This is a genomic window from Paraburkholderia sp. RAU6.4a, from assembly GCF_050435625.1.
Taxonomy (GTDB): domain Bacteria; phylum Pseudomonadota; class Gammaproteobacteria; order Burkholderiales; family Burkholderiaceae; genus Paraburkholderia; species Paraburkholderia tuberum.
Genome location: NZ_JBNDKQ010000003.1, coordinates 895,896 through 918,199, shown reverse-complemented (window position 1 = coordinate 918,199; position 22,304 = coordinate 895,896). Strand labels below are relative to the sequence as shown.

General features: G+C 63.9%; 21 protein-coding genes and 1 pseudogene. 14 read left to right on the top strand and 8 right to left on the bottom strand.

Going from position 1 to position 22,304, the window contains the following annotated elements:
* Positions 1 to 368: 368 nt before the first annotated feature.
* Positions 369 to 1,700: an MFS transporter gene (locus OKW40_RS28745; RefSeq protein ID WP_429492953.1), complete on the top strand. Its 1,332-nt coding sequence runs from the start codon at positions 369 to 371 to the stop codon at positions 1,698 to 1,700.
* A 130-nt stretch (positions 1,701 to 1,830) separates the two neighbouring features.
* Positions 1,831 to 3,180, top strand: coding sequence for a glucarate dehydratase (gene gudD / locus OKW40_RS28740; protein WP_429492951.1), 1,350 nt, complete (start codon positions 1,831 to 1,833; stop codon positions 3,178 to 3,180).
* Between the two features lie 136 nt (positions 3,181 to 3,316).
* On the opposite strand, the gene OKW40_RS28735 is transcribed toward gudD, so the two are convergent.
* Entirely contained in the window at positions 3,317 to 4,825 is a 1,509-nt protein-coding gene (locus tag OKW40_RS28735; RefSeq protein WP_429493958.1) for an MFS transporter, read from the bottom strand.
* A gap of 369 nt (positions 4,826 to 5,194) precedes the next feature.
* Here OKW40_RS28735 and OKW40_RS28730 point away from each other — a divergent pair, with 369 nt between their 5' ends.
* From OKW40_RS28730 to OKW40_RS28715, 4 genes are all read left to right on the top strand, one after another.
* On the top strand, positions 5,195 to 6,367 hold the full coding sequence (locus OKW40_RS28730; RefSeq protein WP_429492949.1) for a porin: 1,173 nt from the start codon (positions 5,195 to 5,197) through the stop codon (positions 6,365 to 6,367).
* A gap of 227 nt (positions 6,368 to 6,594) precedes the next feature.
* Positions 6,595 to 7,302 (top strand): dienelactone hydrolase family protein, encoded by a 708-nt coding sequence (locus tag OKW40_RS28725; RefSeq protein ID WP_429492947.1) that lies wholly within the window; start codon positions 6,595 to 6,597, stop codon positions 7,300 to 7,302.
* Between the two features lie 66 nt (positions 7,303 to 7,368).
* The gene (locus tag OKW40_RS28720) at positions 7,369 to 7,698 is read left to right on the top strand and encodes a hypothetical protein (protein WP_429492945.1); all 330 of its coding nucleotides are present in this window, start codon (positions 7,369 to 7,371) and stop codon (positions 7,696 to 7,698) included.
* Positions 7,692 to 8,936 carry a Zn-dependent hydrolase gene (locus OKW40_RS28715; RefSeq protein ID WP_429492943.1) on the top strand — a complete coding sequence of 415 codons (1,245 nt, stop codon included), beginning with the start codon at positions 7,692 to 7,694 and terminating at the stop codon, positions 8,934 to 8,936. Before OKW40_RS28720 ends, OKW40_RS28715 begins: the two co-directional genes overlap by 7 nt.
* Positions 8,937 to 8,944: 8 nt before the next feature.
* Here the strand turns inward: OKW40_RS28715 and OKW40_RS28710 are convergent, their stop codons facing one another.
* Together OKW40_RS28710 and OKW40_RS28705 are read right to left on the bottom strand one after the other, a co-directional pair.
* The gene (locus OKW40_RS28710) at positions 8,945 to 9,250 is read right to left on the bottom strand and encodes a panthothenate synthetase (protein ID WP_429492941.1); all 306 of its coding nucleotides are present in this window, start codon (positions 9,248 to 9,250) and stop codon (positions 8,945 to 8,947) included.
* A gap of 134 nt (positions 9,251 to 9,384) precedes the next feature.
* Positions 9,385 to 10,008, bottom strand: coding sequence for a methylated-DNA--[protein]-cysteine S-methyltransferase (locus tag OKW40_RS28705; RefSeq protein ID WP_429492939.1), 624 nt, complete (start codon positions 10,006 to 10,008; stop codon positions 9,385 to 9,387).
* A gap of 300 nt (positions 10,009 to 10,308) precedes the next feature.
* Between OKW40_RS28705 and OKW40_RS28700 the strand changes: the two genes are divergently transcribed.
* The 5 genes and pseudogenes from OKW40_RS28700 to OKW40_RS28680 all read left to right on the top strand — a co-directional run.
* The gene (locus OKW40_RS28700; protein WP_429492937.1) at positions 10,309 to 11,673 is read left to right on the top strand and encodes a leucine-rich repeat-containing protein kinase family protein; all 1,365 of its coding nucleotides are present in this window, start codon (positions 10,309 to 10,311) and stop codon (positions 11,671 to 11,673) included.
* Positions 11,670 to 12,650: a substrate-binding domain-containing protein gene (locus OKW40_RS28695; protein WP_429492935.1), complete on the top strand. Its 981-nt coding sequence runs from the start codon at positions 11,670 to 11,672 to the stop codon at positions 12,648 to 12,650. Before OKW40_RS28700 ends, OKW40_RS28695 begins: the two co-directional genes overlap by 4 nt.
* Before the next feature lie 89 nt (positions 12,651 to 12,739).
* Positions 12,740 to 13,384: a LysE family translocator gene (locus OKW40_RS28690; RefSeq protein WP_429492933.1), complete on the top strand. Its 645-nt coding sequence runs from the start codon at positions 12,740 to 12,742 to the stop codon at positions 13,382 to 13,384.
* 23 nt (positions 13,385 to 13,407) lie between these two features.
* A complete protein-coding gene (locus OKW40_RS28685) occupies positions 13,408 to 13,851 on the top strand; it encodes an NUDIX hydrolase (protein ID WP_429402556.1) in 444 nt (147 codons plus the stop codon).
* Between the two features lie 39 nt (positions 13,852 to 13,890).
* Positions 13,891 to 14,007 (top strand): annotated as a pseudogene (locus OKW40_RS28680) (ABC transporter substrate-binding protein); the annotation flags it as partial.
* 102 nt (positions 14,008 to 14,109) lie between these two features.
* Here the strand turns inward: OKW40_RS28680 and OKW40_RS28675 are convergent.
* Complete coding sequence (locus tag OKW40_RS28675) at positions 14,110 to 15,501, bottom strand: short-chain fatty acid transporter (protein ID WP_429492931.1); 1,392 nt, start codon at positions 15,499 to 15,501, stop codon at positions 14,110 to 14,112.
* A gap of 479 nt (positions 15,502 to 15,980) precedes the next feature.
* On the opposite strand from OKW40_RS28675, the gene ilvD reads away from it, so the two are divergent.
* Positions 15,981 to 17,843 carry a dihydroxy-acid dehydratase gene (gene ilvD / locus OKW40_RS28670; RefSeq protein WP_429492930.1) on the top strand — a complete coding sequence of 621 codons (1,863 nt, stop codon included), beginning with the start codon at positions 15,981 to 15,983 and terminating at the stop codon, positions 17,841 to 17,843.
* Positions 17,844 to 17,983: 140 nt separating this feature from the next.
* On the opposite strand, the gene OKW40_RS28665 is transcribed toward ilvD, so the two are convergent.
* Positions 17,984 to 18,181, bottom strand: coding sequence for a hypothetical protein (locus tag OKW40_RS28665; protein WP_429492928.1), 198 nt, complete (start codon positions 18,179 to 18,181; stop codon positions 17,984 to 17,986).
* Between the two features lie 316 nt (positions 18,182 to 18,497).
* Between OKW40_RS28665 and OKW40_RS28660 the strand changes: the two genes are divergently transcribed.
* A complete protein-coding gene (locus OKW40_RS28660; RefSeq protein ID WP_429492926.1) occupies positions 18,498 to 18,959 on the top strand; it encodes a CHRD domain-containing protein in 462 nt (153 codons plus the stop codon).
* Between the two features lie 44 nt (positions 18,960 to 19,003).
* Here the strand turns inward: OKW40_RS28660 and OKW40_RS28655 are convergent, their stop codons facing one another.
* Positions 19,004 to 19,696, bottom strand: a complete 693-nt coding sequence (locus OKW40_RS28655; RefSeq protein WP_429492924.1) for a cytochrome b/b6 domain-containing protein — start codon at positions 19,694 to 19,696, stop codon at positions 19,004 to 19,006.
* A 170-nt stretch (positions 19,697 to 19,866) separates the two neighbouring features.
* On the bottom strand, positions 19,867 to 21,042 hold the full coding sequence (locus OKW40_RS28650; protein ID WP_429492922.1) for a diguanylate cyclase domain-containing protein: 1,176 nt from the start codon (positions 21,040 to 21,042) through the stop codon (positions 19,867 to 19,869).
* Between the two features lie 131 nt (positions 21,043 to 21,173).
* On the opposite strand from OKW40_RS28650, the gene OKW40_RS28645 reads away from it, so the two are divergent.
* Positions 21,174 to 21,437 (top strand): hypothetical protein, encoded by a 264-nt coding sequence (locus OKW40_RS28645; protein WP_429492920.1) that lies wholly within the window; start codon positions 21,174 to 21,176, stop codon positions 21,435 to 21,437.
* 122 nt (positions 21,438 to 21,559) lie between these two features.
* Here the strand turns inward: OKW40_RS28645 and OKW40_RS28640 are convergent, their stop codons facing one another.
* A complete protein-coding gene (locus OKW40_RS28640) occupies positions 21,560 to 22,051 on the bottom strand; it encodes an aminoacyl-tRNA deacylase (RefSeq protein ID WP_090807449.1) in 492 nt (163 codons plus the stop codon).
* Positions 22,052 to 22,304 lie beyond the last annotated feature (253 nt).

The following is a 22,304-nucleotide window of genomic DNA, read 5'->3' as shown; positions in this document are numbered from 1 at the left end:
CGATTCTGCCGCGTTCGGCGGCATCGGCGCGGGCTATTTTTTGCGTGCGGATGCGCGGTTGGGGGCGGGGATGAGGCGGACATTTGCGCAAACGCATGGGCTGCAGACGACAGTCTGTCAATTGTAGACATCAGACGTCCTAGTTCGAGGCGGATTGCGGGTTAGTCAACAGGGCTATGAACCTTTGAATCTGCCGGTCTTTCAAGGCGCTCACTCTGGAACCACAGGGTAAACACCCCACTGGATTTGACAAAAGTAACGCGGTAGACTGTCGTCAGACAACATATCAGGCGTAGAGCAGGGTCTTGCACCCACCGGGTGCGCCGCGCTGCGTTCCATCAGGCCTCGGGGCCGACAGGAGACACAACTTGACATCAGTTCTGACCACCGCGCTCGACCCGCTGGGATCGGCAGTCGCGAAGGTAAAGCGCAACGTGTTGCCGCTTTTCCTGATCATGTTCATCGCGAACTATATCGACCGCGTGAACATCGGCTTCGTCAACGCGCACATGAAGGCCGATCTCGGCATCGGCGCGGCCGCCTACGGGCTCGGCAGCGGGCTGTTCTTCATCGGCTACGCGCTGTTCGAAGTGCCGTCGAACGTGCTGATGCAGAAGTTCGGCGCGCGCGCCTGGCTCACGCGCATCATGGGCACGTGGGGGCTGGTGGCGGGCGCAATGGCGTTCGTCTGGAACGACACGTCGTTTTACGTGCTGCGGTTCCTGCTCGGCGTCGCCGAGGCGGGCTTCTTTCCCGGCGTCGTCTTTTACTTCACGCAGTGGCTGCCGCAAAAGGAACGCGGCAAGGCGATGGCGATCTTTCTGTCGGGCTCGGCGCTCGCGTCGGTGCTGTCCGGTCCCATCACCGGCTCGCTGCTGTCGATTCGCGGCCTCGGCCTGCAAGGCTGGCAGTGGATGTTCCTGATCGAAGGCGCGTTCTCGATCGCGCTGTGCGTCGTCAGCTGGTTGCTGTTGAAGTCGCGCATCCGCGACGCGCATTGGCTCACGGCCGAAGAACAGCGCGTGCTCGAACAATCGATCGCGGCCGAACAGGGCGAGCGCGAAGCGCAAGGCGGCGCGCATCTGCCGACGGTGAAGCTGCTGAAGGACCCGCAAATCGCGCTGTTCTGCTTCCTGTACTTCGCGATCCAGCTGACCATCTACGCGGCCACTTTCTGGCTGCCGACCATCATCCGCAAGATGGGCGGCCTGTCCGACTTCGAGGTCGGCATGTTCAACGCGATTCCGTGGCTGATCTCGATGGTCGCGATGTACGGGTTCGCGGTCGTATCGGCGAAATGGCGACATCAGCAGGGCTGGCTCGCGGTCGCGCTCGTCATCGCGGCGGTCGGTCTGTTCGCGTCGACGTCGGGCAACCCGGTGTTCTCGTTCGTCGCGATCTGCTTCTCGGCGATCGGCTTCAAGGCGGCGTCGTCGCTGTTCTGGCCGATTCCGCAGGGCTACCTCGATGCGCGCGTCGCCGCCGGCGTGCTCGCGCTGATCAATTCGCTCGGCAACCTCGGCGGCTTCTTCGCGCCGGCCACCTTCGGCTATCTGCAGCAACACACGGGCTCGATCACGGGCGGGTTGTACGGTCTCGGCGTCGCGTCGCTGCTCGCGGCGGCGGCCGGCTTCCTGACGCGCAACAAGCCCGGCAATCGCGAACCGTTGCCCGATTCGTTGCACGGCAACACGCATTGACTACACTGACGGCTCGTATGCGGCCGTCGATTTTTCTGTATTCGAGTTCTCATCCGGTCCGGTCGAACACGCACGCAGCGCGCGGCGGCTTCCGCCGGCCGGCCTACTTCATCACACAGGTGCTTTTCCCATGTCCACCAAACCTACCGAATCGAACGCCACGCCGGTCGTCACCGAACTGCGCGTCGTGCCCGTCGCCGGTCGCGACAGCATGCTGATGAATCTGAGCGGCGCGCATGGTCCGTTCTTCACGCGCAACATCGTGATTCTGCGCGACAGCGCGGGCCATACCGGCGTGGGCGAAGTGCCGGGCGGCGAGAACATCCGCAAGACGATCGACGACGCGCGGCCGTTCGTGGTCGGTCAGTCGATCGGCAATCTGCAGGCGATCCTGAACAAGGTGCGCACGCAGTTCGCCGATCGCGACGCTGGGGGGCGTGGCCTGCAGACCTTCGACCTGCGCACGACGATTCACGCGGTGACCGCGCTCGAAGCCGCGCTGCTCGACCTGCTCGGGCAGCATCTCGGCGTGCCGGTCGCGGCACTGCTCGGCGAAGGCCAGCAGCGCGACGAAGTGGAAATGCTTGGTTACCTGTTCTATATCGGCGATCGCAACAAGACCGATCTGCCGTACGCGAACAACGTCGGCGCGCGTGACGACTGGGAGCGCGTGCGCACCGAGGAAGCGCTGACGCCGGAGACGGTCGTGCGTCTTGCCGAGGCCGCGAAGGCGCGCTATGGCTTCAACGACTTCAAGCTGAAGGGCGGCGTGCTGCCAGGCGACGCCGAGATCGAAGCGGTCACGGCACTCGCCGAGCGCTTCCCCGAAGCGCGCGTGACGCTCGACCCGAACGGCGCATGGTCGCTCGCGGAAGCGGTGCGCCTGTGCCGTGACAAGCACGATGTTCTCGCCTACGCGGAAGATCCATGCGGCGCGGAGAACGGCTATTCGGGCCGCGAAGTGATGGCCGAGTTCCGTCGCGCGACCGGCCTGCCGACGGCGACCAACATGATCGCGACCGACTGGCGTCAGATGGGTCACGCCATCCAGCTGCAATCGGTCGATATTCCGCTCGCCGATCCGCATTTCTGGACCATGCAGGGCTCGGTGCGCGTCGCGCAGATGTGCAACGACTGGGGCCTCACGTGGGGTTCGCATTCGAACAACCACTTCGACATTTCGCTCGCGATGTTCACGCACGTCGCGGCCGCGGCGCCGGGCAAGATCACCGCGATCGATACGCACTGGATCTGGCAGGATGGTCAGTTCCTGACGCAAGATCCGCTGCAGATCGTCGGCGGTAAGGTCAAGGTGCCGCAGAAGCCGGGGCTCGGCATCGAACTCGATATGGATGCGCTCGAGAAGGCGCACGAGCTGTATCAGCAGCACGGCCTCGGCGCGCGCGACGACGGCATTGCCATGCAATATCTGATTCCGAACTGGAAGTTCGACAACAAACGGCCGTGTCTCGTGCGTTAAGGACGATTTAACTCAATCAAAAAGCCTGGCGGGCCGCACGAAAGATGCGGTTCACCAGGCTTTTTTGTTTCCTTTTGCATTGCACGGTGCGAGATAGCCGCACCGCGGATGTCGGCGGCCATCATCGGGCCACTTGTCAGCTCTTGCGAAACACCACATGCGAAATCCGCTGCACCAGCAGCGCGGCCGCGAGCGATGCCACCGCCGTCAGCCACACACCGATATGAATCGACTGCACGAGCGCGTCGCGTGCGCTATCGATCAGCGCGAGCGTATCGAGTCCCGACTTCTTCATATCCGCAATCAGCTGTGTGCGCGACGCTTCGTCGATCAGGATGCGCAGATCGACGAAACGCGGCCGCCATTGCGATGAGGCCGGCTCTCCGAGCACGCTCATCGTGCGCGTGACGACGTTGCGATAGTGATGCTGCACGACAGTCGCGACGATGCTGGTGCCGAGCATACCGCCGACCATGCGCGTCGATTGCAATAGCGCGGTCGTGATGCCGAAGCGCTCGCGTCCGGCGATCTCCTGGCCGAACACGTTCAGGTTGTTCAGGATGAAGCCGAGGCCGATGCCGACCGCGCCCATCGGCAGCACGATGCGCCAGTGCGGCGTGTCCGGATTGGCGAACGCGAGCGCGATCGACGCGAACATCAGCAGCGCGAAACCGATCGTCAGAATGCGCGTGGGCTTCTTCATGTGAATCACGATGCGCGTGTTCACCACACTACCGAGCGCGATGCACGCGGCGATCGGCGTCGCGAGCAGGCCGGCCTGCTGCGGCGAAAGACCGAAGCCGCCTTGCAGCAGCAAAGGCGCGAAGAAGATCAGCGAGAACATCACGAACCCGGACAGCATGCCGAGCGTGAATAGCGTGACGAGCTGCGCGTCCTTGAACAGATCGAGCGGAACGATCGGATGCGTGGCGCGCTTTTCGCACCTGAAGAGTGCGATCGCGCCGGCGATCACGCACGCGCCGAGCACGAGATTGCCCACGGTGAGGCCGTGCTTCGGCACCGCTTCGATAAACGCCTGCAAGCCGCCGAGCACGCCCGCGACGAGCCCCGCGCCGAGCCAGTCGATCTTTACTTCGCCGTCATGCGGCCGCCGGAAATTCGGCAGATGCATCCAGATGAAATAGAGCGCCGCCGCGCCCACCGGCAGATTGACGAGAAACGTCGAGCGCCAGCCGAGGTGCTCGCTCATCCAGCCGCCGAGCGACGGGCCGGCCGCCGTGCCGATGCCGTAGGCCGCGGCCAGCACGACCTGCCAGCGCACGCGGGTGCGCGGGTCGGGGAACAGATCGGGAATCGACGCGAACGCGGTGCCGACCATCATGCCGCCGCCAACGCCTTGCAGTCCGCGCGCGATCGCGAGAAACAGCATGCTGTTGGCGAGGCCGCACAACACGGACGCGACCGTGAACGTGATCACCGCGGCGATCACGAAGCGCTTGCGGCCGAAGTAGTCGCCGAGCCGCCCGAACACCGGCACCGTGACGACCGAGGCGAGCAGGTACGCGCTTGCGATCCACGCAAAATATTCGAAGCCGTGCAGCTCGGCGACGATCGACGGCAGCGCGGTGCTGACGACGGTCTGGTCGAGCGCGACCAGCATGTTGACGAGGCCGATGCCGAGCATCGCGTAAAGCGCGTGACGAAACGGCAGGGCGGGGGCGGCGGCGGCGGAACTGGCGGGGGCGGTGGAATTCACGGATCGGGCAGAAGGCGGTTCGGGGTGGACGCTGCACGGCGGATCGCGGTCAGGCTGCCGGCGATTGTACGCAGGTTGTCTGACGTCTTGAGGATTATACGGGTTTCCCCTGGTCAAAAGAATTCGTCGCGCGAAAAACCACACGGCGCGGGAAAAAGGTGGTGCCCCGGGCACGGCGCCGCACACGGGCCGCGGCGACTCCTGCATCGCCGTCCTCCAGTCGCGGACGCTGGCGCGCGCTTGCATCGTAGGGATGTGCGCGAGCGTACTGGACGGTGCGCACGGGTTCGCCCGAACGTGGTAAGTTCGCTCGCGGTATATCCGATCGATGTGTTCGAGGAGGAACTCATCCTGCGTCACGCCATGGCTTGCCTGCTGAACACAGTCCGCGAAGCCTTGACGATCAGCGTCGGCGCGAGAGCGGTTTGGGGAGGTGGCGCGCTTCTGCTCTATGCGCACGGCGCAGCCGCCGTCACCGACATCGATACGGGCACCGGCACCGCCTCAGGAATCAACACCGGCTTCGTCTCGCTGTATGGCGTGATCGATACGAGCGTCGAAATCACCGACCCCGGTTCGGGCTGGGTCGCGCGCATGGACTCCGGCGCGTATCGCGGCTCGCGGGTCGGGCTGCATGGCGCGGAACCGCTCGGGGGCGGCAACGCGATCGTGTTCACGCTCGAAAACGGCTTCAGCTCGACCGACGGCAGCTTGCAGGTGCCCGGCTCGATCTTCAATCGTCAGGCATGGATCGGCGCGAGCGGCAGCTGGGGCGAACTGCGCGTCGGCCGTCAGTATTCGCCGATCTATATCCCGTTCAAGGGCGATCTCGACGCGTTCGGCGCCGGCACGATCGCCTCGGGGCTCAACAATCTGTCGAAGATCACGCCGTATGCGAACAACGCGGTTGCGTATCTGTCGCCGCGCATCGCCGGCTTCAGTGCGACGCTGATGATGGCGATGCGCGATCCGTCCGAGGCCGACGGCAACGGCATCGACGGTTATTACGTGAGCGCGTCGTATCGGCTCGACCACCTGCATCTGCTGTACGCGCGCCAGCAGACGCACGGTGCCGGCGCGCTGCGCGCGAACCTCGGCGGCGCGAACTACGCCTTCGGCAAGCTGCGCGTGTGGCTGTCCTTTTTCAACGGCGATGGCGGCACACCGGTCTATCACGGCGCGGGCGGCTCGCTGTCGGCGCAGTACAGTTTTTCGACCAATGCGCGTGCCTCGCTCGGCTATGCGCACGTGCGCGACTACACGACGCCTGGCGGCAGCGCGGACCAGTTCAGCGCGGCATTCGAATACAGCATGTCGCCGACGCTGCTGCTGTATTTCAGCGCCGCCTATCTCGCGAATCACGACGACTCGCGCTTCACGCTGCGCGGCGTCAACGTGACCGGGCTGCCCGTTGCCTATCCGGGCGCGCCGGTCGCGGGCGTCCAATTCGGTGTGATAGAGCGGTTCTAGCGCGCATCGCAATACGTCTAGCTTTCAGTCGAGTCATTCACCCATTGGATAAAAGCGCTTGAATGCGTGCGCGAAATCACATGTCGCGCGGGCCTGATTTCTGCGGCGCGTTTCACATAACGCGCAGATTCCGCGGGATCACGCTCGCGCGTCGGCACGATTCCGATTGAACAGAAAACGGGGTAGCGGCGCTATGCTAGCGGTTTCGTCTACTCGAGGAGCGACCGATGACCCAACACGCAGGTTCGATGATCACGTTCAACCGTCCCGACGGCAAGCAGCTACAGGGCTATCTCGCGAAGCCTGAAAAAACCGCGGGCGCGCCCGCGGTCGTCGTGATCCAGGAATGGTGGGGCTTGAACGACCAGATTCGCGGCGTCGCCGATCGCCTCGCGAAAGCCGGCTACTTCGCGCTGGTGCCCGATCTGTATCGCGGCAAGTCGACGGTCGAAGAGGATGAGGCGCACCACTTGATGAGCGGCCTCGATTTCGGCGATGCCGCAACGCAGGACGTGCGCGGCGCGGTCCAGTATCTGCAGCAGCACGCGGCGAAGGTTGGCTTGACCGGCTATTGCATGGGCGGCGCGCTGACGCTCCTCGCGCTGTGCAACGTGCCTGAAGTGGCGGCCGGCGTCGTCTGGTATGGCTTCCCGCCGCTCGACTATATCGACGCGTCGAAGATCAAGGTTCCGGTGATGGGCCACTGGGGTCTGCAGGACGAGTTCTTCGCCGCCGACACCGTCGACGCGCTCGAAAAGAAACTCACCGACGCGAAAGTCGACGTCGAGTTTCATCGCTATCTGGCGCGTCACGCGTTCGCGAACGAAACGGCGGTCGGGTCGGGCCGCATCGCGAGGACGCAATACGACCCGGTCTGGGCGCAACAGGCATGGGATCGTACGTTGACGTTCTTTGGCCGCACGCTGTGGAAATGAGTTGGTGAATGGCGGAAGCGGACGGTTCGTCCGCTTCGTGAGAGTGCCTGCGGTCGTGGCGCTTTCTTGATACGGCCGTCCGATCTGTGCCGCACGTTGCCCACGATGGACGCGCCCGCGGCTCAGGAAGCGCTCCACATCTGCGCGCTGTTGATGGCGGCGGCGTTCGGCAAGGAAACAGGCTTGACCGGCAGTGCGCGGGCGGTGGCACGCACCGCGATGTTCACGGCAGCGCGTCGCTATATCGACGCAAATCTCGGCCAACCTGATCTGACGGTCGACAGCGTGCTGGCCATGTCGCAGCTGTCGCGGCCCACGCTGTATCGATTGTTCGAGCCGGAGGGTGGGCTTCACGCGTATATCCGCAATCAATTCATGGAGATGACAACGTGGTGAAGATCGATCCTGACCGGCTGATGGCCGACCTCAAACGGCTGCGCGGTTTCGGCGCGACCGGTCCCGGCGTGGTCCGGCTCGCGCTGTCGCCGGTCGATCTGGCGGCGCGCGAATGGCTGGTCGGCCGGATGACTGAGGCGGGGCTCGACGCGCGCATCGACGGCGTCGGCACCGTGTTCGGACGCTCGCGCAATAGCGGTCCCGCGCTCGTGATCGGCTCGCATACCGACACGCAGCCGACCGGCGGCTGGCTCGATGGCGCAATGGGCGTGATGTACGGGCTCGAAATCGCCCGCGCGCTAGCGGAGCATGACGCGACGCGGCACCTCGCCGTCGACGTCGCGTCGTGGATCGACGAGGAGGGCACGTTCTCGGGCCTGCTCGGCAGCCGCAGCTTCGTCGGCGAGGTGGTCGACGACACGATTCGCGGCGCGACGAATCGGCAGGGCGAACGCCTCGCCGACGTACTCGAGGCCGCTGGACTGGCGGGCCGGCCGCGTGCGCGTTTCGAGGCAGGGCGCCAGGTCGCGTATCTGGAGCCGCATATCGAGCAGGGCGGACGTCTCGAAGCGATCGGCAAAGCGATCGGCGTCGTCACGACGATCGTCGGGCTGCGCGAATCGCGGCTGCGCTTCACGGGTCAGCGCAATCACGCGGGCACGACGCCAATGGCGATCCGCCGCGACGCGGGCGCGGCGCTCGTCGCGTTCATCGCGCGGATGAACGACGCGTTCGGGCAGCTGGCGGACGCGGATACCGTCTGGACCGTGGGCCGCATCGATCTCGATCCGGGCTCGATGAGCGTCGTGCCCGGCGCGGCCGACATGTACCTGCAATTCCGCGATGCGAACCCCGCACGGCTTCAGGCCATGGAACGCGCGCTCGCGGAACTGGTGCGCGATTTCAACGCGCACGACGCGGTGAGCGTCGAATTGCAGACGCTCGACGAGCCGATCGAACCCGTCAGCATGGACGCCACGCTCGCGGAGCACATCGCGCGAGCCGCCGAAGCACTCGCGCCGGGCCAGTGGCTGCGCATGCCGAGCGGCGCCGCGCACGACGCGCAGGTGATCGCGCGTTGCATGCCGGCGTGCATGATGTTCGTGCCGAGCATCGGCGGCGTGAGTCACGACTTTATCGAGGACACGGCCGAGGCGCATATCGTGCTCGGCTGCCAGGTCGCGGCGACGGCCGCGGCTTCGATGCTGCTGCTGCAGCTAGCGGCTGGGCATTCCTGAGGGCCGCGCTACTTCCACTTGTCGCCGAGCGCGTCGAGCCCGGCTTTCATCAGATCCTCGGGCAGCATCGCGATGCGCAGCTCGCAGTCGGCGTCGAGCGTCAGGAACCACGGTTCGGCAAGCGCGGGGATCGCCGATGCATCGGTGACCTCGACGACCGCCACCGCGCCGCGTTTGCCTTGCTGCTCGGTGAAGTAGATGGCTTCTGGTTTCATGTCCTCGAGGATCTTTCTCATCAGGTCGCCGATTCGGCCTTCGCGCACGAGTGTGCTGAACGGTTCGTTCGGTATTTGTATGTTGAGAAGCATGCGCATGTCATCCTCCTGTTCGATACCCCAAAGGGCATCTTAAGGATAGGTGTTGCATGCGCGGGCGATGGTGCTGATCGCGGACGAAGCATCGGCGATTACGGCCGGTGGGTGGCGCATCGTGCCGGGTGTGCGCTGCTTTAGCTGCCGAACAGCGAACCCTGCGTTCCCCGGCTCGGCTGACGATGCGCCGGTTTCGCGGGCGCATCGTCCTTGACCGCTTGCGCCGCTCCCCGCTCAGGCGCCTGCCTTTGCGCGTGGTCCGCCGCTGCTTCGAGCGAGGTCTGCCCCGCCTCCAGCGAAAGCAGCAGCATCTTGTTGGCGAGGCCGCCGGCGAATCCCGTCAGCTCGCCCGACGCGCCGATCACGCGATGACACGGCGCGACGATCGAGATCGGATTCCGGCCGTTTGCCGCGCCCACCGCGCGCACCGCATTGACGTTGCCGATCTGCTGCGCGATCTCCGAGTAGCTGCGGGTCTGGCCGAACGGGATGGTCAGCAGCGCTCGCCAGACCTGCCTCTGGAACTCGGTGCCCTGAAAGTCGAGCGGCAGATCGAAGGCCTGGCGCGTGCCCGCGAAGTACTCGTGCAATTGCCGCGCGGTCTCGACGAGCACCGCTAGCTCGTTCGCTTCGCTCATCTCGCCGAGTCGCACGCGGTCAGGCTTGTCGTGCTCCCACAGAATCGCGGCGAGGCATTCGCCTTTCGCCACCAGCTTCAACTGACCGACCGGCGAATCGATCAACTTGTATGCATACGTCACTTTCTCAGGCTCCTGACAGGGTGGCGGCGCAAGGACTTGCGAGGCGGCGGCGTTTCGACGACCGGACGCGCAAAACTGCATGAAGGCTGCGCCGTTATCCGATAGTGTGTCGCTTGCGTGGCCCGAACGCGCTCCAGATATTGCTGTCTCATTCGCATTCGACATGGCCGCGACGGCCGTGACCCCCGCGACGCTCGCATCACTGTACCGCAGAGAACCCCAGATGACCTTCGACTCAGTAAAATCGACAGCTTCGGTACGACGCGCTGCGGGCGCTACCCGATCTTCTTTCCCACGACTGTGACCACGACTCTAGAACAACTGCGGGCCGGGCGACTGGCGGGTGCGCGCGAACTCAAACTCGCGTGCGGCCTGAGCGAATTTCCGCGCGAGATTTTCGATCTCGCCGATACGCTCGAAGTGCTCGACCTGTCGAACAACGCATTGACGACGCTGCCGGACGATCTGCCGCGTCTGCGCAAACTGCGCATCCTGTTCGCGTCCAACAACCCGTTCACCGAATTGCCCGGCGTGCTCGGCGAATGCGCGCAACTGAGCATGATCGGCTTCAAGTCGAATCGCATCCGCGAGGTGCCGGCGCGCGCGCTGCCGCCGCTGCTGCGTTGGCTGATTCTGACCGACAACGATCTCGAACGCTTGCCCGCGGAGCTCGGCCGCTGCACGCAACTGCAGAAGCTGATGCTTGCCGGCAACCGGCTGCGCGCGCTGCCCGAGGAGTTGGCCGCATGCAAGCGGCTCGAATTGCTGCGGCTCGCGGCGAATCGTTTCGATGCATTGCCGCGTTGGTTGCTGCGTCTGCCGCGGCTTGCGTGGCTCGCGTATGCGGGCAATCCGTTCAACGCGGCGCTCGAACAGGCGGCGCTCATCGACACACCGATCAGCGGCATTCGTTGGGATGCGTTGCAGCTCGAACGGCCGTTGGGCGAGGGCGCATCGGGCGTCATCTATCGCGCGGCGCTGCACGCGGACACCGAGCCCGCGCCGCGTGCGGTCGCCGTCAAGCTGTTCAAGGGCGCGGTGACGAGCGACGGTTTGCCCGACTGCGAGATGGCTGCTTGCATTCGCGGCGGCGAACATGCGAACCTGATCCCCGTGCTCGGCAAGGTGATCGGGCATCCGTCGGATACGCATGGCCTCGTGATGGGATTGATCGATACGCGCTTCGCCAATCTCGCCGGGCCGCCGAGCCTCGCATCGTGTACGCGCGACATCTATCGCGACGACGCGCGCTTCGACCTTGCGACGGTGCTCGGTATCGCGAGCGGCATCGCGAAGGTCGCGAGTCATCTGCATCGGGGCGGCGTGATGCACGGCGATCTGTACGCGCACAATATCCTGCACGGCGGCGCGGGGCGCGCGCTGCTCGGCGATTTCGGGGCGGCGTCGTTTTTTGACGCTGGCGATCGCGAGCTCGCTATCGCGTTGCAGCGGCTCGAAGTGAGGGCGTACGGCTGTCTGCTCGAAGAACTGCTCGAGCGTTGCGACGTATCCGGTGGACTCGACGCGCAACTCGCCGCCTTGAAGACGCGTTGTCTGAGCGAAGATATCGACAGCCGGCCGCTCTTCGACGAAATTGCCGCCAGCGTCGCGTCGTTCGATCGGCCCGTCCGCAACCGGCACCTCCGCGAAGGAGTCAAGCCATGACGCAGAACATGCGCCGCCGCGTGCTGCTCGCGGGCGCGCTGGCCGCAACCGGTCTCACTGGCATCGCGCTGTTCGCGGACGATGCCGGCGCCGACGTGCCGCCCGGCACGAAGCCGAAGATCGCGCTCGTACTCAAATCGATGTCTGACCCGTTCACGGTCGCGATGGTCGACGCTGCGCGCAATTACCAGGACCACTTCTCGTCGCAATTCAGCCTGACGATTCGGGGCACGGCCAAACAGACCGACACCGCCGCGCAGATCCGCATGGTCGACGAGGCGATCAGGGCGAAGGTGAACGCGATCGTGATCGCGCCGACCGACTCGAAGGCGCTGGTCCCGGTGATCGCGCGCGCGATCAAGGCCGGCATCATCACGATCACGATCGACAACCCGCTCGACGATGCGGCGCAAGCGGCCGCCGGCATCTCGGTGCCGTTCGTCGGGCCGAACAATCGCAACGGCGCGAAGCAGGTCGGCCAATATCTGGCCGCGCGGCTGAAGCCCGGCGATCAGGTTGGCATCATCGAAGGCATTTCGGTGAGCAGCAATGCGCAGCAGCGCACGGCCGGCAGCCGCGATGCGATGGATGCCGCGAGCGTGCAGGTCGTCGCGGTCGAGTCGGGTGACTGGGAGTACGGCAAGGCCCGCGACGTGGCCGCGAAAATGCTGGCCGAGCATCCGCAGCTGCGCGCGCTGTTATGCGGCAACGACAACATGGCGATGGGCGCGGTCGACGCGATTCGCGACGCGGGTCGCGGCGGCGGCGTCTATGTCACCGGCTACGACGCGATCGATGCGATCAAGCCGCTACTCGCCGACGGCCGCGTGCTCGCGACGATGAACCAGTTCGCCGGCCGCCAGACCGTGTTCGGCATCGACTTCGCGTTGAAGGCGGTGACCGAGCGGCGCAAGCAGCGCGAGTTGTCGAAGGTGATCGAGACGCCGCTGCAACTGGTGACGGGCTCGAAGCGTTGAGGCGGCGCGCGACGCGGCAGCGATTTTTTCCGTGGCATGATGATGTCCGGTGTATTGGTATTCAACCACAACGAACTGCTGGGCCTGCCATGTCCTTCCATACCTGGTTGCTTTTCGCCAGTGCCTATCTGCTCACCACCATTTCGCCGGGACCGAACGTTCTGCTCGTGATCCGCAATTCGGTCCGCTATGGAAACCGCGGCGCGGCGGCGAGCGTCGCCGGTAATCTGCTCGCGCAAGGAGTCGTCGTCGCTCTCGTGGCGCTAGGTGTCGGCGCGGTATTGACGACGCTGCCGCCGCTCTTCGTCGCGATGAAAGTGCTCGGCGCGGGTTATTTGATGTATCTCGGCATCAGGCAACTGCGCGGCGGCAACAAAGAGGCATCGCGGGCCGCGCAGCCGGCGGGCGTCGCATCGTCCGCTTATACGTTCGAGCGCAAGAAGGTATTCCGTGAAGCCTTGCTCGTGTCGGGCAGCAATCCGAAGACGATGATCTTTCTATCGGCGTTCATGCCGCAATTTATCGACCACGAGCGCGGCCTGTCGGAGCAGTTCATCGTGATGTATCTGACGATCGCGGTCACCGTCGCGCTCGTGCACACCATTTATTCGCTCGGCGTGCGCGGTATCCATACGCGCGTCGGAGCCAGCCGTTGGGTCGCGGCCATCAAACGCGGCAGCGGGCTCGTCTTCGTCGCGCTCGGCATCAAGCTGCTGACCGCGCAACGCGGCTAGTCCGTCATGATGCCGGCAAGAAAATGAGCCGAATGCAAAGCATCGTCGATGTGAACGTGCTGTTCCTGAATGGGCAGGGCGAGTGCCTTTTCATCCAGCGCGCGAATACCGGTTTCAGGGACGGCCAGTACGCGTTGATTGCGGGCCATCTCGAACCGGGCGAATCGATCGAGGCATGCGCGATTCGCGAATCGAAAGAAGAAGCGGGTGTGACGATCGCGCCCGGCGCGCTCGAATTCAAACTCGTGATGCGGCGCGACTCGGACACGAACCGCATCAGCTTCTTTCTCGTGTGCCGTTCATGGCAGGGCGAACTGGCGAACATGGAGCCGCACAAGTGCTCGGGCTTCGTGTGGGCGAAGCCGGACCATCCACCGGCACCGGTCGTCGACTACGTGGCGGCCGCTCTCGCGCATATCCGCGACGGTGTGATGCTGGCCGATTTCAAGCCGTGGTGGGCCACCTGAACTCGGGCGCGTCGATTCCGGCCTCGAAGATCTACAGCGACGCTCGTGACCGGCGAAACGACGTTCGACGCGAAGGGCGACCTTCAGCACGGCGTGATCTCGCTGTACGACTACAAGGACGGCAAAAAGACGCTGCTGGACGTCGTCAAGATGTAACAGCGAACGGTACGCCGCGAAAGCACAAAGGGCCGATCAAGCATTGCTTCATCGGCCCTTTGTTTTGACGGTAGCGAGATCGTTCGACTCAGGTCATTGTGGTTACGGCACGAGCCACAACGCCACCGCGTAAATCACCAGCGACACCGCGAACGTCACCGCCGTATAGCCCATGACGCGCTGAATCCGGATACCCGCGATCGCGACGATCGGCACGGCCCAGAACGGTTGCAGCATGTTCGATACATTCTCGGCCATCGCGACGCCCATTGCGGTGCGCGGCACCGACGCATGCAGGCTGAGCGCCGCGGGCAGCACGAACGGACCCTGCACCGCCCAGTGGCCACCGGCGCTCGGCACCAGCAGCGTGATGATCAGCGAGCTCAGATAGCTCCACAGCGGCAGCGTGACCGGTGACGCGATCGTCACGAACGCTTTCGCGATCATCGACGCGAGACCCGTGCCCTTCATGATGCCCATGATCCCGCCGTACATCGGATATTGCAGCAGCATCGAGCCGGTCTGACGCGCGGCGCGGCGAATCGAATTCGCGTACGCGATCGGCGTGCGTTGCAGCGTGAGACCGATCATCAGGAAGATCAGGATCGTGTTGTTGATGTCGAGATCGAATCCTTCCTTGTGCCACGTCAGCGCCAGATAGCCGATGCCGAGCGCGAGCATCAGCAGTGTGCCGAGCATCGACTGTTCGAGGCGCGCCGCGAGCGATGTCTCGCTGCTCGCGCGGGCATGCGGGTCGTCGCTCGGCGCGTCGGCGGCTGCTTCGCCGCTCTGACGAAACGCGACGACGTTCTCCGCCTTCGGATGCATCTTGATGAAGATCGCGGTCATCACGACGACGACCAGCACGGTCGGAATGAACACGAACGGCGCGAAGATGGTTTCGCTGAGCGGCACTACGTGGCCGGTCGCTTTCTCGACGAGATTCAGCGCATTGCCGTGGGATGCCTGTGATAGCGCGATCGAACTTGACAGCCCGCTGTTGCAGATCGACCAGGCCGAATAGCTGCCCGCGACGAGCCATGCGAAGTCGACGTCGACGCGCCGCGCGATTTCCCGCGACAGCAACGCGCCGACGATGAGCCCGAGCCCCCAATTGAGCCACGCGGCAACCGCGACGACCGGAAACACGAGCAGCGCGGCACGCGTCGGCGAGTTCGCATGCGAGGCGAGCGCGCGCAGACCGCGTTGCACGATCGGCGCTTCCGCGATCGCGTAGCCGGTCGCGAGGATCAGGATCATCTGCAGCGCGAAGCCCAGAATGCCGAACGTGCCGGTGTACCAGGAATCGAGCAGCGTCGGCAGTGTGCCGTTCGGTGCGATCAGCATCGCCAGCACGGCGACGAAGAACGTCAGGCAGATCGACAGTACGAACGGGTCGGGCATGACCTGCTCGAAAACATAAACCAGCCCTTCGACGATGCCGCGCGAAGCGGCCGGTCGGCCGGCGGCGTGAGGGGGAGTGTCTCGCTTCATGTGTGTGACTCTGTGTAGTGCCCGGCCCTGTGCTGGGCGGAGGGGCGGGTACGGCGCGCCGGCGCGGGGTGCTGGCGCGTATTGGCGGCAAACTTGCCTTACCTGATCTTGATCACAGCGGACAGATTGGCGCGAATCCAGGAAGGTGGGCCCAGGCTTGGGCGCGCCTGGCCTCGAACCCGGTGTTGCGCTCGAAAAGACCTCTGTTTCCGTTTCAATGTTCTTACGGTGAACACGGTTTCGTTAAACGAACGCTGCATTATTCGCGGTGGGAGCGGGCAATGTCAAGAAAGGTGAAATCGGCCGAGCGGTCGCGGCATCGTTTAATACTTTCCTCGACCTAATTACGCAGAAAAAATATATTGGACGTCTTACTGGCGTTCTTGCACTATTCGTTCCCAGCGCAAAGTCCGCGCTGCGATCCCCACGCCCGCGCGGGCGCTCATCAAAACCGATAACAGCAATACCTGAGGATACAGATGCCTAACTATCGCTCACGCACTTCGACTCATGGCCGCAACATGGCCGGCGCCCGCGCGCTGTGGCGCGCCACCGGCATGAAGGACGATGATTTCGGCAAGCCGATCATCGCGGTCGTGAATTCGTTCACGCAGTTCGTGCCGGGCCACGTGCATCTGCGCGAGCTGGGCGCGCTGGTCGCGAAGCAGATCGAAGCGGCCGGCGGCGTGGCGAAGGAATTCAACACGATCGCCGTCGACGACGGCATCGCGATGGGCCACGGCGGCATGCTGTATTCGCTGCCGTCGCGTGAACTGATCGCGGACTCGGTCGAGTACATGGTCAACGCGCACTGCGCGGACGCGATGGTCTGCATCTCGAACTGCGACAAGATCACCCCGGGCATGCTGATGGCCGCGATGCGCCTTAACATTCCGGTCGTGTTCGTGTCGGGCGGTCCGATGGAAGCGGGCAAGATCAAGTCGCCGACCGACGGCCAGGTGATCGCGAAGATCGACCTGATCGACGCGATGATCAAGGCCGCCGATCCGAAGATCAGCGACGCCGAAGTCGCCGAAGTCGAGCGCAGCGCGTGCCCGACCTGCGGTTCGTGCTCGGGCATGTTCACCGCGAACTCGATGAACTGCCTGACCGAGGCGATCGGCCTCGCGTTGCCGGGCAACGGCACCATCGTCGCGACGCACGCATGGCGCAAGGGCCTGTTCGAGCAGGCGGGCAGCCTGGTCGTCGATCTGTGCCGCCGCTACTATCAGGAAGAGGACGCCTCGGTCCTGCCGCGCAGCATCGCCACCAAGCAGGCGTTCGAAAACGCGATGACGCTCGACGTCGCGATGGGCGGCTCGACCAACACCGTGCTGCACCTGCTGGCCGCCGCGCAGGAAGCGGGCGTCGATTTCACGATGTCGGACATCGACCGTATCTCGCGCAAGGTGCCGTGCCTGTGCAAGGCCGCACCCATGACCGACAAGTACCACATCGAGGACGTGCATCGCGCGGGCGGCATCGTCGGTATTCTCGGTGAACTCGCGCGCGCGGAGCTGCTCGATCTGTCGTGCGGCAACGTGCATAGCGGCACCCTCGGCAACGCGATCGCGAAGTGGGACATCGCCGGCGACGCGGGCGAGGAAGCGCAGAAATTCTTCCGCGCGGCGCCGGGCGGCATTGCGACCACGGTCGCCTTCAGCCAGGAAGCGACCTACGCGACGCTCGACACGGACCGCAAGAGCGGCTGTATCCGCAGCAAGGACAACGCGTACTCGAAGGACGGCGGCCTCGCGGTGCTGTACGGCAATCTCGCGGAGAAGGGCTGTATCGTGAAGACCGCGGGTGTCGACGAATCGCAGTGGCTGTTCTCGGGTCGCGCGCGCGTGTTCGAAAGCCAGGACGACGCGGTCGACGCGATTCTCGGTGACAAGGTCGTGCCGGGCGACGTCGTGGTGATCCGCTATGAAGGTCCGAAGGGCGGTCCGGGCATGCAGGAAATGCTGTACCCGACTTCGTATCTGAAGTCGAAGGGCCTCGGCAAGAGCTGTGCGCTGTTTACCGATGGCCGTTTCTCGGGCGGCTCGTCGGGCCTCGTGATCGGCCATGCGTCGCCGGAAGCGGCGGAAGGCGGCACGATCGGTCTGGTCGAAGACGGCGACGTGATCGAGATCGACATTCCGCAGCGCAAGATGCATCTCGCGGTGTCGAACGAAGAGCTCGTACGCCGTCGCGCGGCGATGGAAGCGCGCGGCGACGACGCATGGCAGCCGACCAATCGCGAGCGTGTCGTGTCGCAGGCATTGCAGGCGTATGCGGCGCTCGCGACCTCGGCCGATCGCGGCGCGGTGCGCGATATTTCGCAATTGAAGCGCAAGTAAAGCGCCAATAAAGCGCGGACTGGCGCGGATCAGCGCGGCGGCCCTGTTCGCGGTGACGCGACTGGGCCCCAATAGAGACCGGTATGCGGGCGACTGCATGCCGGTTTTTTTTTGCGGTGGCAGTGCGAATGGACGATCGATCAGGCGTCTCCTGCGCAGCCCTGCGCGGAGCTTTCCCAAGCCGGAAAACTGAAAACGATGTCATCGGCACGCTGCGACGACCCCGCCAGCATCACGCAGTTTCTGCCGTTGGCTTTCGCGGCATAGAGCGCTGTATCGGCTCTCGCCATCACCGAGGCAACGGTGTCGCCGTCACCGAAAGGCTCCTGGCGCAACACCAGGTCGCGCCAGTTACATCCGCTGCCTCCGCACAAAGCGCATCTCGTACCGGAAGAATTTTTCGCGCCAGATCAAATTTCAACGATTTTCGCCCGACGATTTCCTGTCGAATCGCTGGACAGACTCATCTGGCGTCGACGTAACGGGGCGGTTGCCACGCATAGCCGGATTTCGGCCTCATGCAACCTTCGCGTTACGGCCTGCTTGCGTCTATGCTTGACTCACTTGTTTGGCTGCCAACAACGCCGACGAGGTCTTCTGCAGTCTTCAATAATCGCCCGCTCACCAAGGGCAAACCCAACAGGAGAAAACCAGATGTCACGATCCATCACGCGGCGCGCTTTCATGGTGTTCTGTGGTTTGGCCTTCGCGGGTACGCTGACCTTGGCGCAAGCGGCGCCCGTCTCGTTCGAGGTGCCTTTGACGGGCGCCCAACAGGTTCCGCCGGTGCAGACGCCTGGCAGCGGCACCGCCAAGCTCACGTACGACCCCAGCACGCGGGTCGTCACCTGGAACATCAGTTTCAGCGGATTGACGAGTCCGACCACGATGGCGCATTTCCACGGACCCGCCCCGGCCGGTAAAAACGCAGGCATAAAAGTCTGGTTGTCGCAGAAGGGCAACATGGAGGTGACGAGCCCGATCACCGGTCAGGCCACGCTATCTCCGGACGACGCCAAGATGTTCGAAGCCGGTGACATGTACATCAACGTTCACACGAAGAACAATCCGAATGGCGAAATTCGCGGCCAGGTGAAGCCGCCGAAGGGCAGCTGAAGCAGGCACGGTAGCCGCGCCCGGAGAGCGGGTTTGCGGCAGGCTCACAGATAAGCCGCGAACAGCATCACCACGGCAACGCCGACGCCGAATGGCAGCAGCGCCAGCAGCGCTGGCGCCTGCCGCGGCGCGTCCACGGACGAGGGCAGCAGTTTGTAGCCGGTCAGCATCGGGCGCAGCAGGTTGTGTCCCTTCGCTACCGCGTAGAGGGCGATCACGAGCACGTGCAGTACCACCGCGGCGAGCAGCACGTACCAGACAAGGCCGTGCAACGCCGAGATTGCGTTGGCGAGCCACACGGGCACCAGTTCGCTAAACGGCCCTTCGTCGGCGATGTCGTTGTTGACGTAGAGTCCGCTCAGCGTCTCGGTCAGCAGCAAGACGAGCAGAAATAGAACCATCCAGCCGCCGGCCGCATTGTGGCCTACCTGCACATCGGGCTCGCGATGAAACAGGCGGCGCAAATGACGAAGCGCAGCCGCGGGTGATGCCACGAAACTGCGAAAGCGGGCGGTCTCACTGCCAAAGCAGCCCCACAGCAGCCGGAAAATAACAAGGGCGAGCAGCGTCTCGCCGACGCGCACGTGCCAGTCGATCCAGTTCAGCTTCAACGTGACATACGCGGCCGTGACCAGCACGACCACCAGCCAGTGAAACAACCGCACCGGCGCGTCCCAGACAAGGACCGGGCGGGTTACGGGCTGGGTCGGCCGCGTGTCGGGTTCGTGAGCATCCATGTGTCGTACCTGCGTGCGCAATCGCGCTCGGACGAAAATCCGCGTGGCTCCTCGGCCACGCGGAAAATCGACGGAGCCGTGCTGGCAAACGAATTCAGTGTTTCGAGCGGGACCGGAAACTTCCCCACACACTAGCCGGCGGGAGCTTGAATCCGATTGCCACTCGAAGATCAGCTGGCGGCGGCGAGCGCGGTCGTTGGCGTCTGTTCAAGCCGATTGCCGCCCAGCGACTTGGCTCGATACAACGCCTGGTCGGCGGCTGAGAGCAGGTCGGTGAGGGAAGCCGTTTCGCGACTTGACTCGGCGAGTCCAATGCTGACAGTGGCGCGAATCCGATCGCCGTCGGCGCCATGGGACATTGCGGCGAACCGGCTGAGAACGTTCTCGCCTAGTTTTTTTGCGCGGTCGCTGTCGTAGCCCGGCAGCAGGGCGGCAAATTCTTCGCCGCCGATGCGTGCCAGAATCGCGTCCATACCCGTCACGGCTCGAACGGTTTCCGCGAATGACCTCAAAACCTCGTCGCCGGTCTTGTGCCCAAAGTGGTCGTTGATTCTCTTGAAGTGATCGAGGTCGAACGCAAGAAGTGTGACGGGTAGTCGATTTATGCCGTGGTCGCTGATAACCCGCTCCCCCTCTTCGAAAAACAACTTTCGATTCCCGAGGCGAGTCAGGTAATCCGTGCGGGACTCCTGCAAAAGCTCACCATGAATTTCTTCCCGGGTCAGCCGGAGCAAGGTCATCGGCAAAATGACCGAGTAGAGAACCCCTTCGTACATCGTGATTTCGCTGGAGACAGCCAGCACGCGCGGCCCGAAGATCGGCACCAGCCATGGCAGCACGAAAGCCCGGGCGACGTAGAACAGCGCGTGGATGCCCGTTACCGCCACGGCGACACGCCGGGATTGAACCGCCGGCATGCCGTCGCCTCGCAGCAGTTCGAGCGACGTCATGGCGGAAGCCAGCGCGATCGGGATGGCGCTGACGTACATCCAGACGGCAGCCTGCCAACGCACGCCAGCCACGGCCCACGTGAGCCCCATCAGCAGAAGCAACCCGATCGAACTCGCGAGATATCGCCGGCCGTTGAACATTGCCACACCGTCCAGGACGAGCAGATAGCCGGTGAGAATCACGAGATTACTCACTGCGGGGCCAGCTGCACCGAGCAGTTGAACCCGAAATGTAGCCGCCGCGCAACCGATTCCGAGGGTCGCATAGCCGGCCGCCAGCATTCGCAATTCCTTGCCGCGCTTGGGATGGGACAGGTGTTCCCAATACATCATGGCGGAACTGGCAAACAAGGTTCCGATCACAAGAAGGTAAAGCGTGGCTAGATCGACTTTCATCGCTGACTTCAGAGCGCGTCCCCGCTGCAACGGGGAAAAGGTTAGAGACTACATACGTGATAACGGCAAATGCCGCGCATCCTTGCGAAATGATATCGGAATGGGTCGTGGGGAGATTCGCAACCGTTCTCGTGACTCAGCCGTCCTATCAGCCGATCGGCATCGCGCGGGCCAATACAGGCACGATCGGGAACGATGTGTACTGGGACACCGACACCACGACCGCCACAGCCGGCGTCGTGTACGGCACGCCGATTCCCGCGGTGAACGGGCTGACCACCGCGCAGACGAGCACACCGGCATCATTCGGGGGTGATGACTTCGGTCCGACGGGGGTGTGGGCGATGCCTGCCGGCGCGACGCATCCGGTGCTGCGCTGGCAGTTGGCGCAATGACGCGTGACTAATCAAGCGGAAGTTGGAAAAAAATTCTAGCTTCCGCTGATTAGTTACCCCCTGACAAATGAAGCAAAAGGCGGTCAAATTATCGTGGCCGGCGCACGAGCTGGCCAGTTGGGTCAGGCCCGCCCGCTCAACCCTCGCATCCGCCGGGCGAAATGGGCGCGCTCCGCATCGTCCATCAGCATGAGGAACTGATCCGCTTCCATATGAATCAGTTCTTCGTGATCGCCCGCCTCGAAGTAGACGTCGGGCTGGCCTGCCAGGCTGGATTCCAGGTAGGTTTTCATGCCATACGCCATACAAATTGGCGGCAGCGCACCCACATCGCAGTCCTTGAATAATTCGCGCAGTTCGACTTCCGTGGCCAGGGCGAGCCGGCGCCCTGTCTTGCTCCAGAGTTCGGAGAGCTGCACGGCGTAAGTTGACGGCAGCACGGCGGCCACGTAGCCGTGTTCGTCTTCGAGGAGCACGGTCTTGGCGAGGCGGTCGCCCGGAATGTGCGCCGCAGCAGCCGTTTCGATACTCGAGTGGCTGTATGGGTGACGCACGACTTCGTAGCGGGAACCCTTGCTGCGCAGGCAGTCCTGCAAGGTTGGCGACATCGACATGGCACACCTCCTGTCGAATACCTGAAAAGGAATGAACAATTGCGATCTTTTCAGAATAGTTCACGCACCGGCAATACGCACGCCAGCTGAACGATTCCATCGAGCGATCGCATCCACCGGTTGAATCCGCCGTTCCTCAGCTGACGTTGGTCGGCCGGTCCGGCGAACGACACCTTTGGTCCGTGCGAGGCATGGCGCCGCCGCGGACCGAAAAAGTTCGCAAGCTGTTGATCGTTAAGGAACTGCGTTCTAC

Bases quoted from the DNA above. Each gene is read 5' to 3' on its own strand.
- gudD (WP_429492951.1), top strand. From the start codon at position 1,831: ATGTCCACCAAACCTACCGAATCGAACGCCACGCCGGTCGTCACCGAA.
- OKW40_RS28735 (WP_429493958.1), bottom strand. From the start codon at position 4,825: ATGCTCGGCATCGGCCTCGTCAACATGCTGGTCGCGCTCGACCAGACC.
- OKW40_RS28725 (WP_429492947.1), top strand. From the start codon at position 6,595: ATGACCCAACACGCAGGTTCGATGATCACGTTCAACCGTCCCGACGGC.
- OKW40_RS28710 (WP_429492941.1), bottom strand. From the start codon at position 9,250: ATGCGCATGCTTCTCAACATACAAATACCGAACGAACCGTTCAGCACA.
- OKW40_RS28695 (WP_429492935.1), top strand. From the start codon at position 11,670: ATGACGCAGAACATGCGCCGCCGCGTGCTGCTCGCGGGCGCGCTGGCC.
- OKW40_RS28690 (WP_429492933.1), top strand. From the start codon at position 12,740: ATGTCCTTCCATACCTGGTTGCTTTTCGCCAGTGCCTATCTGCTCACC.
- OKW40_RS28685 (WP_429402556.1), top strand. From the start codon at position 13,408: ATGAGCCGAATGCAAAGCATCGTCGATGTGAACGTGCTGTTCCTGAAT.
- OKW40_RS28675 (WP_429492931.1), bottom strand. From the start codon at position 15,501: ATGAAGCGAGACACTCCCCCTCACGCCGCCGGCCGACCGGCCGCTTCG.
- ilvD (WP_429492930.1), top strand. From the start codon at position 15,981: ATGCCTAACTATCGCTCACGCACTTCGACTCATGGCCGCAACATGGCC.
- OKW40_RS28660 (WP_429492926.1), top strand. From the start codon at position 18,498: ATGTCACGATCCATCACGCGGCGCGCTTTCATGGTGTTCTGTGGTTTG.
- OKW40_RS28655 (WP_429492924.1), bottom strand. From the start codon at position 19,696: ATGGATGCTCACGAACCCGACACGCGGCCGACCCAGCCCGTAACCCGC.
- OKW40_RS28650 (WP_429492922.1), bottom strand. From the start codon at position 21,042: ATGAAAGTCGATCTAGCCACGCTTTACCTTCTTGTGATCGGAACCTTG.
- OKW40_RS28640 (WP_090807449.1), bottom strand. From the start codon at position 22,051: ATGTCGATGTCGCCAACCTTGCAGGACTGCCTGCGCAGCAAGGGTTCC.